Annotated in this window: 20 protein-coding genes; 8 read left to right on the top strand and 12 right to left on the bottom strand. The window is 65.8% G+C overall.

All coding sequences use genetic code 11. The annotated features are described in order from the left end of the window. Positions 1–37: 37 nt before the first annotated feature. The gene (locus tag ACFWO8_RS24575; RefSeq protein WP_378963552.1) at positions 38–1,078 is read right to left on the bottom strand and encodes an acetyl-CoA carboxylase biotin carboxylase subunit family protein; all 1,041 of its coding nucleotides are present in this window, start codon (positions 1,076–1,078) and stop codon (positions 38–40) included. Between the two features lie 385 nt (positions 1,079–1,463). On the opposite strand from ACFWO8_RS24575, the gene ACFWO8_RS24570 reads away from it, so the two are divergent. The 4 genes from ACFWO8_RS24570 to ACFWO8_RS24555 all read left to right on the top strand — a co-directional run bounded on the left by ACFWO8_RS24570 (position 1,464) and on the right by ACFWO8_RS24555 (position 3,406). After that, a complete protein-coding gene (locus ACFWO8_RS24570) occupies positions 1,464–1,742 on the top strand; it encodes a hypothetical protein (RefSeq protein ID WP_378963404.1) in 279 nt (92 codons plus the stop codon). Between the two features lie 58 nt (positions 1,743–1,800). Continuing rightward, positions 1,801–2,382 carry a TerD family protein gene (locus tag ACFWO8_RS24565; RefSeq protein ID WP_378963403.1) on the top strand — a complete coding sequence of 194 codons (582 nt, stop codon included), beginning with the start codon at positions 1,801–1,803 and terminating at the stop codon, positions 2,380–2,382. Between the two features lie 153 nt (positions 2,383–2,535). Beyond that, positions 2,536–2,865: a hypothetical protein gene (locus tag ACFWO8_RS24560; protein WP_378963402.1), complete on the top strand. Its 330-nt coding sequence runs from the start codon at positions 2,536–2,538 to the stop codon at positions 2,863–2,865. 28 nt (positions 2,866–2,893) lie between these two features. Further along, on the top strand, positions 2,894–3,406 hold the full coding sequence (locus tag ACFWO8_RS24555) for a DUF1990 family protein (RefSeq protein WP_378963401.1): 513 nt from the start codon (positions 2,894–2,896) through the stop codon (positions 3,404–3,406). Here ACFWO8_RS24555 and ACFWO8_RS24550 read toward each other — a convergent pair. Further along, entirely contained in the window at positions 3,403–4,440 is a 1,038-nt protein-coding gene (locus ACFWO8_RS24550) for a beta-ketoacyl-ACP synthase III (protein ID WP_378963400.1), read from the bottom strand. The two genes, ACFWO8_RS24555 and ACFWO8_RS24550, sit on opposite strands and share 4 nt — an antisense overlap. An 89-nt stretch (positions 4,441–4,529) precedes the next feature. Here ACFWO8_RS24550 and ACFWO8_RS24545 point away from each other — a divergent pair, with 89 nt between their 5' ends. Continuing rightward, positions 4,530–5,111 (top strand): TetR/AcrR family transcriptional regulator, encoded by a 582-nt coding sequence (locus ACFWO8_RS24545; protein WP_378963399.1) that lies wholly within the window; start codon positions 4,530–4,532, stop codon positions 5,109–5,111. 6 nt (positions 5,112–5,117) lie between these two features. On the opposite strand, the gene ACFWO8_RS24540 is transcribed toward ACFWO8_RS24545, so the two are convergent. The 9 genes from ACFWO8_RS24540 to ACFWO8_RS24500 form a co-directional block, all read right to left on the bottom strand. Further along, positions 5,118–6,020 (bottom strand): alpha/beta hydrolase fold domain-containing protein, encoded by a 903-nt coding sequence (locus ACFWO8_RS24540; protein WP_378963398.1) that lies wholly within the window; start codon positions 6,018–6,020, stop codon positions 5,118–5,120. Positions 6,021–6,119: 99 nt separating this feature from the next. After that, the gene (locus ACFWO8_RS24535; RefSeq protein ID WP_378929695.1) at positions 6,120–6,662 is read right to left on the bottom strand and encodes a YaeQ family protein; all 543 of its coding nucleotides are present in this window, start codon (positions 6,660–6,662) and stop codon (positions 6,120–6,122) included. A 67-nt stretch (positions 6,663–6,729) separates the two neighbouring features. Continuing rightward, entirely contained in the window at positions 6,730–7,041 is a 312-nt protein-coding gene (locus ACFWO8_RS24530; RefSeq protein WP_266297982.1) for a helix-turn-helix transcriptional regulator, read from the bottom strand. Beyond that, positions 7,041–7,382 carry a type II toxin-antitoxin system RelE/ParE family toxin gene (locus ACFWO8_RS24525; RefSeq protein ID WP_378963397.1) on the bottom strand — a complete coding sequence of 114 codons (342 nt, stop codon included), beginning with the start codon at positions 7,380–7,382 and terminating at the stop codon, positions 7,041–7,043. The genes ACFWO8_RS24530 and ACFWO8_RS24525 overlap by 1 nt, the downstream gene beginning before the upstream one ends. A 54-nt stretch (positions 7,383–7,436) precedes the next feature. Next, positions 7,437–7,772, bottom strand: coding sequence for an MmcQ/YjbR family DNA-binding protein (locus ACFWO8_RS24520; RefSeq protein WP_378963396.1), 336 nt, complete (start codon positions 7,770–7,772; stop codon positions 7,437–7,439). A gap of 61 nt (positions 7,773–7,833) precedes the next feature. Then, positions 7,834–8,718, bottom strand: coding sequence for a metal ABC transporter permease (locus ACFWO8_RS24515; RefSeq protein ID WP_378963395.1), 885 nt, complete (start codon positions 8,716–8,718; stop codon positions 7,834–7,836). Further along, positions 8,715–9,449 carry a metal ABC transporter ATP-binding protein gene (locus ACFWO8_RS24510; protein ID WP_378963394.1) on the bottom strand — a complete coding sequence of 245 codons (735 nt, stop codon included), beginning with the start codon at positions 9,447–9,449 and terminating at the stop codon, positions 8,715–8,717. The genes ACFWO8_RS24515 and ACFWO8_RS24510 overlap by 4 nt, the downstream gene beginning before the upstream one ends. Further along, complete coding sequence (locus ACFWO8_RS24505) at positions 9,446–10,384, bottom strand: metal ABC transporter substrate-binding protein (protein ID WP_378963393.1); 939 nt, start codon at positions 10,382–10,384, stop codon at positions 9,446–9,448. The genes ACFWO8_RS24510 and ACFWO8_RS24505 overlap by 4 nt, the downstream gene beginning before the upstream one ends. A gap of 67 nt (positions 10,385–10,451) precedes the next feature. Further along, a complete protein-coding gene (locus ACFWO8_RS24500; RefSeq protein ID WP_378963392.1) occupies positions 10,452–10,826 on the bottom strand; it encodes a cupin domain-containing protein in 375 nt (124 codons plus the stop codon). 79 nt (positions 10,827–10,905) lie between these two features. Here ACFWO8_RS24500 and ACFWO8_RS24495 point away from each other — a divergent pair, with 79 nt between their 5' ends. Further along, positions 10,906–11,346: a MarR family winged helix-turn-helix transcriptional regulator gene (locus tag ACFWO8_RS24495; protein ID WP_378963391.1), complete on the top strand. Its 441-nt coding sequence runs from the start codon at positions 10,906–10,908 to the stop codon at positions 11,344–11,346. Between the two features lie 199 nt (positions 11,347–11,545). Beyond that, the gene (locus ACFWO8_RS24490; protein WP_378963390.1) at positions 11,546–11,779 is read left to right on the top strand and encodes a hypothetical protein; all 234 of its coding nucleotides are present in this window, start codon (positions 11,546–11,548) and stop codon (positions 11,777–11,779) included. Positions 11,780–11,825: 46 nt separating this feature from the next. On the opposite strand, the gene ACFWO8_RS24485 is transcribed toward ACFWO8_RS24490, so the two are convergent. Beyond that, complete coding sequence (locus ACFWO8_RS24485; RefSeq protein ID WP_378963389.1) at positions 11,826–13,250, bottom strand: amidase; 1,425 nt, start codon at positions 13,248–13,250, stop codon at positions 11,826–11,828. A gap of 176 nt (positions 13,251–13,426) precedes the next feature. Between ACFWO8_RS24485 and ACFWO8_RS24480 the strand changes: the two genes are divergently transcribed. Next, positions 13,427–14,878 carry an AIM24 family protein gene (locus ACFWO8_RS24480; protein ID WP_378963388.1) on the top strand — a complete coding sequence of 484 codons (1,452 nt, stop codon included), beginning with the start codon at positions 13,427–13,429 and terminating at the stop codon, positions 14,876–14,878. Positions 14,879–14,939 lie beyond the last annotated feature (61 nt).

Here is a 14,939-nt window from a genome sequence, read left to right as displayed (position 1 = left end):
GCCGATCCCTTCACACACCGCTGCCCCAGGCAACGGATCAAATATAGAAATCGAGTTCTTCTTGTCGCTTCAACAGATCCCGCAGAGTGTACGGGTCTTCGCCGAAGAAATAGAGCAGACCCCAGTGATTACCGAATGCGGTCCGTTTGGTGACCTTTTCGGCCTGGGGCGCGGTGAGCTCGTGCGAGTCGAAGTAATCGTGATCCTCGGTCTCGGGCGGCACGTTCAGCCGGCTGACCACGCGCCGGCGCGGATACACGCCGAAGCACCCCGCGTGGCCGGTGGCATCCACCACTTCCTTCGGGAAGAAGGCGTCGATCTCCGCGGCGGTGGATTTCGGGTCGAAAGCCAGCACCAGTGCATGGTAGGCGTTGAAACCGTACGTGCGTTCCAACAGCTCGAACACTTTGAAACCCGGCGGCCGGTAGGCGACTTCGCCGAAGTACATCTCACCGTCGCTGGTGACGAAGTACTCGGGATGAATGAAACCGAATTCGATGTCGAAGGTCTTGATCAGCTTTTCGACCTGCCGGGTGATCTCGGGCCGGTATTTCTCCAGTTCCGGCGTCGCTGGCACGAACACCGAGTATCCGAGCGTCACGTACTCCGAGATGTTCAGAAAGCAGATGCGGCCGTTGTGGACCCAGGCCTCGACCGCGAACTCCCAGCCGTCCAGGTGCGATTCCATCAGCATCGGGAACTCGTCGTCGGGGATCGTGTCGGCCTCGTCGGGGGTCCGGATGATCCGGTGACCGAGGCAGCCCGCCTTGTCGAACGCCTTGAGATGAATCGGATCGTTGGGATCACCGTCGAGCTTCAGCAGGGTCTGATTGACGCGCTTCAGGAATCGGATCACGTCGTCGCGTTCGTGCGCCTCTTCGAAAATGCCGACCCGGATACCGCCGAGCTGCGCGCGCCGCTTCATCAACGACTTGTCGCGCAGGAGCATGGACTGCCCGAGCAGGCGCGGATTGTCGAGCAACACCGAGTTGATCGCGCCTGCCCATTCCACCGTCTCCTCGAAGATCGGAATGGCGACATCGACGCCCTTTTTCTTCAGGGTCTCCGCGATCTCCATCGAGCGATCGTTGAGCCGCTCGAAATCCCAGGGAATATAAGGAATGTTGTGCTCTTCGCAATAATTTTGCGCCCATTCGGGCGCGACGACGATATAGCGGCGATCGAACCGATCAACCGCCTCGACCGCGTTCAGACTCCAGCCCAGCAGGGCTACATAACCTTTGTTCGGGTTTCGACTTTTCGATTCGTCAGCTGAAATCGACAAACCTTATCCCTTCTCGAACTCCACAGCCCCGGAACCGGGACCCTGAATGAATCCCTGCAGGGCTGCCATTTCAATGGGGTACCCGGGCCCTCGATGACCAACCATGACAAAGCTGTGACCGAGGACTTCCGAGGTGGCACAACCGCCGCCTGCCCCGCGGTGCGACTACGCTCATGGCATGCCCGGTCCCGAGACCTTGCCGCCGCCACGCAACGGTGCCGGCCTCGCGGCGTTGGTGCTCGGCATCATCGCCTGCGCGGTCTCGTTCATTCCCGTCGTCAGCGAGTTCGTCGCCGCCCCAGCCGGTATCGGGGCCGTGGCCGCCGCGTTCATCGGCTGGGATCGGATCGAGAGCGGCGTGGCCACCAACCGCGCCGACACGATCGCGGGCGGGATCCTCGGCGCTGTGGCGCTGGCGGTGACCGCGCTCGTCTACCTCGCCACACACTCCGGCTGACGACCGCTGAGATTCTGTCGCCGTGCACGTGGCGAACGAAGTCCGTAGCCTGAAAATCGTGATTACTCTCAAGAAGGAAGACGGCGCGGCCGATCTCGCCGGTATCACCAAGATGAGCGTGGGGGTGAGCTGGGATCCGTCGGCGGGTTCCAGCGGTGGAATTCTCGGAATGGCCCGGCGCAAGCGCGGTGTCGACCTGGATCTGATCGCCGTGCTGTTCCAAGGCAGTGAACCGGTGCGGTTCGCCGGTCTGGATTCGCTCGACCCGCTCGGCAACGGATCGGTGCTGCACACCGGCGACGAGCAGACCGGTGCGGCCGTTGGCGACGACGAGACCGTGCACGTCACCTTCGGCAATGTTCCCCCCGCCATCGACTCCATCGTCTTCGTCGCCGTCGCGTTCAAGAAGGGCAGCTCCTTCGAGAAGGCGAACAACGTCTCGTTCAAGGTCTACGACGCCACCGGCGGCGATACCCAGCCCGTCGCCGACATCTGGCCATCAATGCTCGGCGCGGACAATGCCAATGCGATCGCGCGGACCTTCCGCAACGGTCCGATGTGGCAGCTGGAGGTCCTCGACCGCAAGGGCAAGATCAAGCAGGGCGATCGCCAGGCGTTGCTGCGCTTCGCGATCGGCTGACACCGCGGCGGCAGGGCCCGGCGCGCACTGCGCCGAGCTCCGCCGCGACGCGAGGCCGACCTCGCCGTTTCGCACATTTGCGACATCAGCGAAGTTCTCGAGTCCACGCGATTTCGGTGTTCCCTGAATAGTTGCTGCGCTACGGTTTTTCGCATGGACGACATCGAGTTGGATTTGCCGAGCGTCGCTACTTCTCACAACGCCGGACGAATTCTGGAAATCGGCGCGGTCGGTCTGCGCAACCCACTGCCCGTCAACGGAGAACAGACCCACGCCTATGTGTGCTGCGTCGACGGCACCACCCTGCAGCTCCCGGACTCGCTGCAGAACTGGGCCATGCAAACCCTCGCCGCGAACTTCGACCTACGCGCGACCGGCCTACCCTCACTGTTCCCCTGCCGCTTCGAATTCGGCATCCGCGACGGCGCCGCCTACGCGGTACCGGTGACCGAGCGGTCGCTGCGCGAGAAGTCCAACGCATGACGACCTGACGGCGCCTATCGTCACCCTCATGCACGAGGGACTCACCTACGCCCCCGCGGGCGCGACCAGCCCCGCCGACGAGATCTGGACCGGCGAATACCCCGGATTCCGCCGGTTCGACACCACCCTGGTGATCGGCCACGGCGAGCCGACGTGGGCCGCCGCTTCCGAGGCCGTGCTGCGGTGGGGCATCAAGCGCCGCAGCGGCTTTCGCGTCGCTCCCGATGTCGCGGTGTCGACGGATGCGCAGTACCGGATCAGCGCGGGATGGGGGCCCGTCTCCATCCACGAGCCGGTTCGGGTAGTCGCGGTGGTCGACACCGAGAATCGATGCGGCTTCGCCTATGGCACTTTGCCCGGCCATCCGGTCAGCGGTGAGGAAGCCTTTGTCGTACACCGGGATTCGACCGGCGCTGTCTCACTCACCCTTCGCTCGTTGACCAGACCCGCACCGACCGGACTGTGGCGCTTCACCTTTCCGATACTTCTTGTCGCGCAACGCTTCTACCGTCGTCGATATCTGCGCGCGCTGGCGCACTAGGCGATCGGGGGCAGATGAACGACCTGGCCCGCATACGCCAGACCGGCGCCGAAGCCGAGCAGCAGCGCGGTGTCGCCGGGGTTGGCGGCACCGGAGCGCACGAGTTGTTCCATAGCCATCGGAATGGAAGCGGCACTGGTGTTGCCGGTTTCGATGATGTCGCGCGCGACAGCGACAGTCTCGGGCAGGCCGAGGGTGCGGACCAGCGCGTCGGTGATGCGGATATTGGCCTGGTGCGGGACGAAAGCGTCGAGGTCGTCGGCCGTGAGACCCGCACGGTCGAGCGCGTCACGACAAGCCTTCTCCAAAAACGTGACGGCCCAGCGGAATACCTCGGTGCCGTTCATCCGAATGTACGGACGTTGCGAAGTGCCGCCGCCCGCCTCGGCCGCGGCGACCTCGGCGAAATACTCCAGAAAGTCCTTGTCCTGCTTGATCGCCGAGGTGCGCGAGCCATCCGAACCCCACGCGACCGGGCCGATCCCCTCCTGCTCGGCCGGGCCGACGACGACCGCACCGGCACCGTCGGCGAAGATGAACGCGCAACCGCGATCGGTGGTGTCGAGCAGATCCGACAACCGCTCCACCCCGATCACCAGCACCTGCCGCGCCTGACCCGAGCGCACCAGATTCGCCGCATCGGCCAACGCGTAGCAGAAGCCCGCGCAGCCCGCGGAGATGTCGAAGGCGGCGGTGTCGTGCATGCCGAGTTCGGTCGCCACCACCGCGCCCGCCGACGGACCGAGCACCATCTGCGACGACGTCGCCAGCACGACCGCGTCGACCTGCTCGGCACTCACCGACGCCGCGGCGAGCGCGTCACGGGCGGCCGCGACACTCATCGACACGATCGTCTCGTCGGGCTCGGCCCAGTGCCGGGTGGCGATCCCCGAACGGGTCTTGATCCACTCGTCCGACGACTCGATCGCGTCGACGATCTCGGCATTGGGCACGACACGGCGCGGGCGGTACACGCCGAGGCCGAGAATTCCCGCGTGGGTGACCGGAACCGCGGTGGCAATGGGGGTGGGCATCGCATCCTCTCCAGATGAACCGATCGGTTCACACTGAAATAGGTCTAACATGAACCGATCGGTTCAATCAAGGGGTAGGAGAAGATCGGATGGCCGCCGGACCACGCGCCCGACTCATCGAGCACACGATCAGTACCGTCCAGGAACACGGTGTCCACGCGGCCGCGTTGAGTGAATTGCTCAAGCGCAGCAGAACGTCACGCAACTCGCTGTACCAGCACTTCCCTTCCGGCAAAGGCGAATTGGTACAGACAGCGGCACGGATCGTGGCACGTCTGGTGTACTCGCACGTGAGCTCGATGGCCGATGCGCTCCAGACCGCGCCGTCGGCCCAGCAGTGGCTCACCGACCTGCTCGCCTTCTGGCGAATCCCGCTGGAAAAATCCGAGTACGCCGCGGGCTCGTTCATGATGGCGGCCGCCCTCGACGAACTCGACCCCGCCGTCCAGTCCATCGCGGGCCAGGCCTTCGCCGAATGGACGGCGCGGCTGGCCGACGGGATCGTCGCCACCGGGATCGAACGCTCGACCGCGGTGTCACTGGCCGGTTTCCTGCTCACCACCATCGAGGGCACGATCGTGCACAGCCGCGCGCTCAAGTCGTCACACCCGTTCGACCAGGCGGTCACTCAACTGACGATCCTGTTCAAGGTGCACCTGTCCGAACGTTGAGCTTCCTCACGAAATACTGTGCGCCGCATCGAGTTCGGCGCGCAGGGTGGTGATGATCCGGCGGCGGGCCGTCGCGCCTTCGGCGCTGGGAGTCAGCGGGTAGACGTGCACGAGTCCGGGCTCTTCGTGATAATCGAGGTCGACGCCCGCCGTGCGCGCCTTCGCCGCCAGCAGGCGGGCGTCGGGGTTGAGGATGTCGTCGGTGCCGGTGAACACAGTAATCGGTCCCAGCCCACCCAGGTCGCCGAACAGTGGGCTGACCAGGGGATCTTTCATCGAGAGTTCGCCGCTCCACATCCTGCCGAACACCAAGCCGCCCTCCCGGCCCAGCCACGGGTCCCGTGGGAGCACCGCGTCGATCTCGGGGTTTTCGAGGGTGAGGTCGAGGGCGGGTGAGATCAGAATCGTGCGGGGGACGGTACGGCCCGCGTCGCGCAGGTGCAGCGCGGTGGACAGCGCGATCTGACCGCCCGCGGAGTCACCGGCGAGAAAGGTCGGGCCGTAGCGCTCGTTGGCTGAGGTGACCAGTTCGGCGATGCGGGGAATCACCTGGGCCGCGGTGCCGAACGGGATCAGCGGATAGATCGGGACCGTCACGACGAGGTGGGTCTGCGCGGCGATGCGTGCCGCGAGTTGCCAATGTTGCGAAGCGATTTCGCTCACCCAGCCGCCACCGTGCGCGTACACGAGGCCGCCCCGGGTGATCCCGTCCGACGGCGTCAGCGTGTAGATCGGCCAGCCACGGTCGTGCACCACCGAGATCTCGACACCACGCAGTTTGCGCGGCGGACCATAGGCGACAGGCCGCAGTTCGCGGTCGCGCACGTATGCCATGGCCAGCTCGGCATCGATGTAGTTCCGGTTGCGCCGGGTGACCCGCAGGAATCCCGGAATCACGAACCGACTCATCACACCAGGCACCGCGACCTCCACTCGACAACGAGACCGGCACAGTCGAAGCGCTCGGGTCGAGCGTCGCCGGTCACGCCAAGCTACTCCGTACCGGCGTCAGCCGAGGGGTTGCTCGGTGACATCGGTCCGCAAGCTGGTCCCGTTGAGGTCCAGATAGAGCACACCCTCGGTGACCGACAGGGTGGCGGTATTGCGACGGTCGACCAACCCCGCCGCCTCATCGATGAACGCGCGATCGAAACTGAACAGCGGGATCTGCGCCGCATTGTGAATCTTTTTGCCCGCGTACTGCGCGAGTACCTTCGCCGGGTCACGATGGGTATAAACCGCCGCACGACCAGCGAGTTTGCTCCCACGATGAATACGATCCGCGTCGGGCGCACCCACTTCGATCCACGCGGTGGTCCGCCCGGTCATATCCCGAACCTGCACCGCGGGCTCATCGGTGGCCGAGATCCCGCCCTCACTGAACACAATCCCCTCCTCGTACTGCAAGCAGTACGCGAGGATCCGCGTGACCATGTATTCCAGCGTCTCCGACGGATGCCGAGCCACCCGCAATTCGAGATCCTCGTACACCCCCCGATCCACATCGGCGAGCTGAACGGCGAAGTTGTGCAGTGTTGCGCTGAGTGCCATAGGACGTCAGAGCCTACCGGGCTCCCCTGCCCAGGCGTCTCGCGCACCGGTCAGGACCGATCAGTCGTCATGCAATGGTGTATGCCTCGTCGCCGAAACGGGCTACGACTTCTATCTCGCCGCCGAGCGCTTCGACGTACTTGCGGATCGTCTCGATTTTGGAACGTTCGATTTCGCCGTGCTCGATTTTCGAGACGGTTCGCTGACCTACGCCGATCTTGTTGCCGAGTTCAGTTTGGTTGAGTTGCTGGGCTTCTCGCAGTTCGGCCAGGCGGTAAGCCCGCTCGACCGAACGCATCTTCTTGCGGACCGCGGCGACGCGAGACTGATCGTAGCCACCGCGCGGATGCCGCGTCTGGTCGCTGTTGTGCAGCTCCATCAGTCCAAACCTCCTATGTGCTCGTCGTAGATGCGGTCGGCGATCGGGATATTCTCCCGGTACCACTTGTTCCACTGATTGGTCTTGTCGCCGGCGATGAGAAATATCGCCGATCGGTGGGGATCGAACGCAAAGATGATTCTCGCATTCGAACCTGGTATACGAAGTTCCTTCATGTTCGAGTGCCGCGACGTTCGCAAGGTGTCGACCCATGGCCGCCCGAGCGCCGGGCCCCGTTCCTCCAATTCCTGACGCGCCGCTTCGTAGTGGTCGAACATAACGTCGTCCAAGCCATCGACCCATCTCAGGACCTGCTTGGTGAGGTAGATGGTCCATCCCACATTCACACGATACCACCCATGGGGTCTAGACCCCATGGGTGGTATTACTCCCGGCTAGAAATTGTCCAGCAAGTCTCGTGGGGCGGCCTGGCGCCAGGAGTCGGTGATGATGGCTTCCAGTTCCTCGCGGTCGTCGAGGGCGGACAAGTGGACCCGGACCCAGGGGTTGCCCGCCTCGTGTGCGGCGATCCAGAACTTGGCGGGCTCGGCCAGCACCAGCTCGTCGCGTTCGACGATCGGGCAGCGCACCGCCATCGAGGTCTCCTCCTCCGGCAGGGTGAGGAACAGCTTGCCCGCGACCTTGAAAATCGGCATGCCCCAGGCGAATTGCTCTGTCGCCTGCGGTAGTGACAGGACGTAGGCGCGGACGTCATCCCCGGTGACCTTCATGCTCTACATCCTGACAGCACCCACCGACACCGACCTGATCCGCGTCGTCGGGCCGGGACCGCTAGTCGACCACCCCGATGGTGGTCACCGATTTCCGGGCGCGCGATGCGGTGATCCGGCGGCCGATCACTCCGTGGCGAGGGGCGAAGAGGTAGACGAAGGTGAAGGCGACGCCTTGGGTTACCACGACCATGCCGCCGGCAGCGGTATCGAGGTGGTAGCTGATGTAGAGGCCGGTGACCGCGCACACCACCGACACGGTGGGGGCGATGACGAGCATGCGGGAGAAGCGATCGGTGAGCAGGTAGGCGGTGGCGCCGGGGATGATCAGCATGGCCACCACCAGGACCACACCGACCGCCTGCAGCGCGACTACCGAGGTCAGGGCCAGCAGGGCCAGCAGCGCGGTGCCGAGCACGCGGGGGTTGAGGCCGATGGCGTGGGCGTGGGTGGCGTCGAAGGCGTAGAGGGTGAAGTCGCGGCGTTTGAGGACCAGAGCGATCAGGACAATGGCGGCCAGGATCATGATCTGAACCATCTCGCCGCTGCTCACGCCGAGCAGATTGCCGAAAACGATGTGGTTCAAGTCGGTTTGGCTCGGCGTCACCGACACCAGCACCAAGCCGAACGCGAACAAGGTGGTGAACACGATGCCGATCGCGGCGTCTTCCTTCACCCGGCTCGTATCGCGAACGACCCCGATCAACGCGACAGCGAGGAACCCGAAGATCACCGCGCCGACGGCGAACGGCCAGCCGACGATGTAGGCCAGCACCACGCCGGGCAGTACCGCGTGCGAGACCGCGTCACCCATCAGCGACCAGCCGATCAGCACCAACCAGCACGACAGCACCGCGCACACCACCGCCGCGGTGACGGTGGTAGCCAGCGCGCGCACCATGAATTCGTAGCGCAGCGGGTCGATCAGGAATTCCTCGAGGCTCATCGGTCTCCGTCCACATCCAGGCCGAAGGCCTTGGCCAGGTTCTCCGGACGCAACACCACGTCGGGGTCGCCGTGTTCGAGCACTCGGCGGTTCAAAAGCACTGCCTCGTCGGCCAATTGGGGCAACGCGTGCAGATCGTGGGTGGACACCAGAATCGTGGCCCCGTCGGCGGCGAGCTCGCGCAACAGCGCGGTGATGGTCGCCTCGGAACGCTTGTCGACACCGGCGAACGGTTCGTCGAGCAGCAGGATCGTGGCCTCTTGGGCGATGCCGCGGGCAACGAACGTGCGCTTCTTCTGACCACCGGAGAGCTGGCCGATCTGCCGGTCGGCGAGGTCGGTGAGCTCGACGCGGGCCAGCGCCGCGTCGACGGCGGCGCGGTCGGCCTTGCTCGCCCGGCGGGTGAACCCCATTTTCCCGTAGCGCCCGGTCATCACCACATCGCGCACCGACAGCGGAAAAGTCCAGTCCACGTCCTCCGATTGCGGCACGTAACCGAGGCTGCCCGCCTTGCGCGCGGCGGCCGGGGCGCGACCGTTGATCAGCACCCGGCCGCGGTCGGGCGTCACCAGGCCCATCACGCTCTTGAACAGCGTCGACTTGCCCGAGCCGTTCATGCCGATCAACCCGCACACCCGGCCGGATTTCAACGTCAGCTCGACATTGTCGAGCGCGAGCACATCACCGTAATGGACTGTCACGTCCTGGATTTCGACAACCGGTGCGGTCATTTCGGTGCTCCGGCGAGTGCGGTCGCGATGGTGTTCGCGTCGTGGCGGATCAGCTGCAGATAGGTCGGCACCGGACCGTCGGCTTCCGAGAGTGAGTCGACGTAGAGAACGCCGCCGAACCGCGAGCCGGAAGCTTCGACCACGCGTTGCATCGGCGCGTCGGACACCGTCGATTCGCAGAACACGGCGGGCACACCGCGCTGGCGGACGAAGTCGATGGTCGAGCCGATCTGCTGCGGGGTGGCCTGCTGTTCGGCGTTGACCGGCCAGATGTATTTCTCGGTGAGGCCCGCGTCGCGAGCGAGGTAGGAGAACGCGCCCTCGCAGGTGACCAAGGCGCGCTGGTCGGCGGGCAGGGTGTTCACCGCGGCGACGAGATCGTCGCGCACGGCGCCGAGCTGTGTTTTGTAGGCGTCACCGTTGGCGCGGTAGGCGTCGGCGTGTTCAGGGTCGAGATCGGTGAACGCGCGGACCATGTTGTCGACGTAGATCTGCGCGTTCACCGGCGACATCCACGCGTGCGGATTGGGCTTGCCGCGGTAGGCGTCCTCGCTGATGTCCATGGTCGCCACGCCCTCGGTGACCACCGCGTGCGGCACATCGAGATCGGCGACGAACTGACTGAACCACGCTTCGAGGTTGAGCCCGTTGTCGAGGATCAGGTCGGCCTTGGCTGCCTTCTTGATGTCGCCCGGGGTCGGCTCGTACCCGTGGATCTCGGCGCCCACCTTGGTGATCGACTCGACCCTCAGATGCTCGCCTGCCACATTCCGCGCCATATCGGCGAGCACGGTGAACGTGGTGAGGACAACCTTCTTCCCATCGTCATCGGAGGTGATCCCACCGCAGGCAGTCAGCGCGAACGCCATGACACTCAGAACACATGCCGCAAGCACCCGGCGTCGCACCGGAGAACGGTAGAACCCAACCTTCATTCCAGAATTATATTGTTCGGCGACCCGAACTTTCAAGTTCTGGTCTTGAAACAGTCGCCGAGACGGCTCAGGATGCCCAAGGCGGGGTGAAGGTCGATCCATCGGGAAGCTCTGCCGCGAAGCCGACGCGCACGGTCACCAACAGCGCGGCCGGCTCGTCGGTCGAGTTCGCGAGGGCGATCATCGAGCCCGCGGGCGCGACCGCCGCGTCACCCGGTTTCATCAGCGCGGATTCACCATCGATCGTCATAGTCACCTCGCCCGACAGCAGAACGAAGGCCTCCTCCCCCAGGATCCGATGCGGCACGCCGACCGAGTCGGCACCGACCTCGGTCTGCCAGACGCACAGTTCGGCACTGCCGGTGCCGGGACGGACGAGCGAGGTGAACCGAGCGTTGTGCACCTCGTGCACCTGCGCGTCGGCGGAACGGATTATCGGCATTCGAACCTCCATAAGGTCAAGCAACTTGTCTATATGGTCAAGTAGATTGACTATTGTGTCAAGTGCCAGAATGACAGTCGTGCCCGCGAACGCAGACCTGCCCCTCCTGCTGCTCGCGGCAGCGGCCGAGGTAACCCAGGCGGTGCACGCCGGGGTCGCCGCCGCGGGGTTCACCGACATCCGGCCGACGCACGGCTTCGCCTTCGTGCGCATGGCACCCGACGGCGCGACGGTCGGGGAGATCGCCGAGCACCTCGGCGTCACCAAACAGGCAGCCAGCCAGCTGGTCGACGAGCTGGTCACCAAGGGCTACGCCGACCGCAATCCACACCCGCGCGATGCGCGCGCTCGCCTGATCACCCTCACCGACCGCGGCTGGGCGTGCACGCGGGCCGCCGACGCCGCGCTGGCCGAATTCACCCTGAGCTGGTCGGACACCCTCGGCGCGGCCGGCCTCACCCAGCTCAGCACGGCATTGGGCCGCGTTGTCACCCCGGGACGAGTCCGCCCTAGCTGGTGACCCGTAACCAAACCGTGCGAGCCGACGATTTCATAGTGGGTATTCATTAATCCGAAGAAGTGGATTTTCAAAACCTGCGCGGTGGCACGGCGAGCGGCATACTCTCGGATCGAGCGGTGACGCGCCACCGCGGCACCCGGGCCGACGGTCCGGGTCGCCCACTCGTCACGTCATCGTTCGCCGTGATCCCGGAGGGTCAATGTCAGTCCTAGCCACCGCTTCATCCACCGTCGACACCATCACCCGGCACAAGTACGAGCGGCTGCAGTACACCGGCTCGGCCGGCGTCGTCGCCTCGCTCGAGGACACGCGCCTGGTCGATCGCTGGCGGGCCGATTACCCCGGCTGGGATGGCGAGCACTGGGCATTCGACGCGGGCACCGACAGCCCGGGACGGCTGCGCCCGATCAATGTCGCGGTGCGCAACAACTGATCAGCGCGGCGACACACGGCTGATCAGCACGGTGCGCACCGGCTGATCAGGCCGCGCCCGCGGCGGTGGCCCGGTCGACGATCCGCGGGAACGGGCTCGCCGCTTCCAGCTGGTAGGCCAGGTCGAGCAAGGTCCGCTCGTCACCACGGCGGGCGGCGAACTGAATCGACCCGGGCAGACCGCTCGGCAGCAGACCGTGCGGCAGCGAAATGCCCGGCCCCCCACCGACATTGTTGAGCGGGGTGAAACCCACGTAGTCGGCGAGTTTGGTGAACAGCGCGTCGAACGGCTGGCCGGGCGCGAGCTCGCCGATCCGCGGCGCCGGATGGGAAAGCACCGGGGTGAGTAGCACGTCTACCTCGGCGAAATGCCTGTCGTAGGCCGCCACGCCCCCGCGCAACCGCCACGTCGACGCGGCCACACCGAGCGGATTGCGCTTGGCCAGCCCGATGAGCCCGGTGGTGAACGGGTCGAGTTTGCGCGGATCGAAGTACCCGCGGTGCCCCAGCCGGAACGACAGCGCCATCGCCGCGGCCATCACCGCCCAGTACTGCTTGAAGTCCTCGACGAAGCGGGGATCCACGTCCAAGCGCATCTCGACGACCTCGTGACCGAGGCCTTCGAGCACCGTCACCGCGGATGCCAGGATCGCGCCGTTGTCGGCGTGCACCGGTCGGCCGAGCACATCGGCGGTGATCAGGCCGATCCGCAACCGTCGCGCACTCGGCCCCTCGACCAGCCCGACCGGCGTCAGGCTCGAATTCGCCCCGAATCGCTCGACGGCGGCCAAGTAGTGCGCGGTGTCGCGGACCGAGCGGGTGAGCACGCCCTCGGCAACCAGATGCACCGGCAGTTTGCGGGCGCCCGGCTGGTCGAGCAGTCGGTTGCGGGTGGTCTTCAGGCCGACGAGACCGTTGGCCGCGGCGGGGATGCGGATCGAACCGCCACCGTCGTTGGCGTGCGCGATCGGCACCACCCCGGCCGCCACCAGCGCCGCCGACCCGCCCGAGGACGCGCCCGCCGAGTACTCCGGATTCCACGGATTGCGGGTCGGCGCGCGATCGGTGAATTCGGTACTCGCGGTGAGACCGAATTCCGGCAGCGTCGACTTACCGAGCACGATCACACCCGAATGCAGGAACTGCGCACCGGGACCGCTGGTCACCGTGGCCGGGTGCGGGGTGAACGCCGCCGAGCCGTGACAGCTGGGCAGGCCCGCGATGTCGGTGTTGTCCTTCACGAACGCGGGCACTCCCGCGAACACACCCGCGGTTTCCGGCGTCGACGCGGCGCGCTCGAAACAGGTCATCTGCACCGCGTCCAGACTCGGATCGACCCGCCGAGTCCTGGCGATCGCGGCCTCGATCACCTCCGACCGGCTCACCTCCCCCGCGCGCAACGCGGCGGCGACACCGACCGCGTCCAGCGTCCCGAGGGCATCGTCGGTAAATCCATGCACGGCAGAGCTCATACCCGCAGCGTAATGCGAGCGAGCGGCCCTTCGCAGCAGTAACGAACTTGCGCGAACCTGCCTCCGCGGTGGCGACCGGCCACACTGACGGTTCGAGGCTGGCGCGGTGACGGCATACACGGCACTATCGAAATCGTGGAACACCTTCGAATCGCCCGACCTTCGGGTGCTGTGTCGTGACCGTGCTGGCTCCCGGCGAGAACCGGCCTGCGCCCGGCGACCAGTTGACTGTCACCGTCGCGAGTTCGGCATCGGTCGATGTGTCAGCGCTCCTGGTGAACAGCGCGGGCAGAGTTCGTTCTGACGCCGACTTCGTCTTCTTCAATCAGCCCACCGGGCCAGGCGTGGTGTACCGGCACGGCAACGGTGGGCCCGACGTGGTGGCCGTGCAGACCTCGGCATTGCCCGCCGAGGTGGAGAAGGTGGTGGTCACGGCGAGTCTCGACGGTCGTGGACCCGCGACCTTCGCCTCGGTCGGCGCCCTGACCACCACCATCGAATCTGGCTCCACTGCACTGACTTTCCCGATTTCTGGGCTCACCACCGAGAGCGGTGTGGTGTGCGTGGAGATCTATCGCCGCAGCGGGGCCTGGAAGGTTCGGGCGATCGGGCAGGGCTACGACGACGGATTGGCCGGGATCGCTTCGGCTTTCGGCGTGAACCTCGACGACGAACCCGAAGTTCCCGCCGCACAGAGCGTTCCGGTGCCACCGAGTCAACCGCCCGCCTACCCAGCAGCGGGCGCGCCCGCTCCCCCGTCGACCTATCCCAACCAGGGCAGCCCCGTTCAGCTGGGGCAGCCGCCCACTGCCCCGCCTACCCATCCCGGTCACGGTGCCGCGGGCCAGTTCGCCCCGCCACCAGCGCAACCCGCGTTCTCTTCTCAGCAAGGAGCCCAGCCCGTGCACAGCGACCTGTTCGACCCCTCGCATGCCGAGGTCAACGGCCTCGGTATCCAGAAACAGGGCGGCAAGATGGTGAAGGTCGGCATGAACGGGGAGGTGATGGCGCGGGCCGGGTCGATGGTGGCCTACCAGGGTGACCTGAAATTCGAAGCGCAGGGCTCCGGCGGCATCGGCCGCGCCATCCGTCAGCACCTCACCGGCGAGGGTGTGCCGCTGATGAAGGTGACCGGCCGCGGCGACCTCTTCCTGGCCAACAGTGCCGCCGACGTGCACATCATCGACCTCGATGGCACCGACGGTCTCACCATCAACGGCGCCAACGTCCTCGCCTTCGACTCCACGCTGCGCTACGACATCGGCCGCGTCCAGGGCGCAGCCGGCTACGCGTCCAACGCGGGCCTGTTCAACTGCGTCTTCACCGGCCGCGGCCGCATCGCCATCACCACCCACGGCAGCCCCGTCGTCCTGACCGTCGACCAGGCCACCTACGCCGACCCCAACGCCGCCGTAGCGTGGTCATCGAGCCTGCAAACCGGCATCAAACGCAATGACTCGTTCGGCCTCGGCCGCCTGATGGGCCGCAGCACCGGCGAGGCGAGCACCCTCGCCTTCTCCGGCCGCGGTTTCGTCATCGTCCAGCCCTCCGAACTTCCCCCGGGCGGCCTCATCGGCGGCACCGGCGGCGGCCAGCAAGCAGGCACCGGCGGCGGCATCTTCGGCTGACTCCGGACACGAAAAAGGCCGATACCCGCTCAATCGCGGGCATCGGCCTTTGTGCAGTGTC

Origin of the sequence: Nocardia sp. NPDC058480, from assembly GCF_042720495.1 — a bacterium.
In the GTDB taxonomy this organism is placed as follows: domain Bacteria; phylum Actinomycetota; class Actinomycetes; order Mycobacteriales; family Mycobacteriaceae; genus Nocardia.
This window is presented reverse-complemented; position numbering and strand designations above follow the sequence as displayed.

Bases quoted from the DNA above. Each gene is read 5' to 3' on its own strand.
- ACFWO8_RS24575 (WP_378963552.1), bottom strand. From the start codon at position 1,078: ATGGAGATCGCGGAGACCCTGAAGAAAAAGGGCGTCGATGTCGCCATT.
- ACFWO8_RS24570 (WP_378963404.1), top strand. From the start codon at position 1,464: ATGCCCGGTCCCGAGACCTTGCCGCCGCCACGCAACGGTGCCGGCCTC.
- ACFWO8_RS24560 (WP_378963402.1), top strand. From the start codon at position 2,536: ATGGACGACATCGAGTTGGATTTGCCGAGCGTCGCTACTTCTCACAAC.
- ACFWO8_RS24555 (WP_378963401.1), top strand. From the start codon at position 2,894: ATGCACGAGGGACTCACCTACGCCCCCGCGGGCGCGACCAGCCCCGCC.
- ACFWO8_RS24550 (WP_378963400.1), bottom strand. From the start codon at position 4,440: ATGCCCACCCCCATTGCCACCGCGGTTCCGGTCACCCACGCGGGAATT.
- ACFWO8_RS24545 (WP_378963399.1), top strand. From the start codon at position 4,530: ATGGCCGCCGGACCACGCGCCCGACTCATCGAGCACACGATCAGTACC.
- ACFWO8_RS24540 (WP_378963398.1), bottom strand. From the start codon at position 6,020: ATGAGTCGGTTCGTGATTCCGGGATTCCTGCGGGTCACCCGGCGCAAC.
- ACFWO8_RS24535 (WP_378929695.1), bottom strand. From the start codon at position 6,662: ATGGCACTCAGCGCAACACTGCACAACTTCGCCGTTCAGCTCGCCGAT.
- ACFWO8_RS24530 (WP_266297982.1), bottom strand. From the start codon at position 7,041: ATGGAGCTGCACAACAGCGACCAGACGCGGCATCCGCGCGGTGGCTAC.
- ACFWO8_RS24520 (WP_378963396.1), bottom strand. From the start codon at position 7,772: ATGAAGGTCACCGGGGATGACGTCCGCGCCTACGTCCTGTCACTACCG.
- ACFWO8_RS24515 (WP_378963395.1), bottom strand. From the start codon at position 8,718: ATGAGCCTCGAGGAATTCCTGATCGACCCGCTGCGCTACGAATTCATG.
- ACFWO8_RS24510 (WP_378963394.1), bottom strand. From the start codon at position 9,449: ATGACCGCACCGGTTGTCGAAATCCAGGACGTGACAGTCCATTACGGT.
- ACFWO8_RS24505 (WP_378963393.1), bottom strand. From the start codon at position 10,384: ATGAAGGTTGGGTTCTACCGTTCTCCGGTGCGACGCCGGGTGCTTGCG.
- ACFWO8_RS24500 (WP_378963392.1), bottom strand. From the start codon at position 10,826: ATGCCGATAATCCGTTCCGCCGACGCGCAGGTGCACGAGGTGCACAAC.
- ACFWO8_RS24490 (WP_378963390.1), top strand. From the start codon at position 11,546: ATGTCAGTCCTAGCCACCGCTTCATCCACCGTCGACACCATCACCCGG.
- ACFWO8_RS24485 (WP_378963389.1), bottom strand. From the start codon at position 13,250: ATGAGCTCTGCCGTGCATGGATTTACCGACGATGCCCTCGGGACGCTG.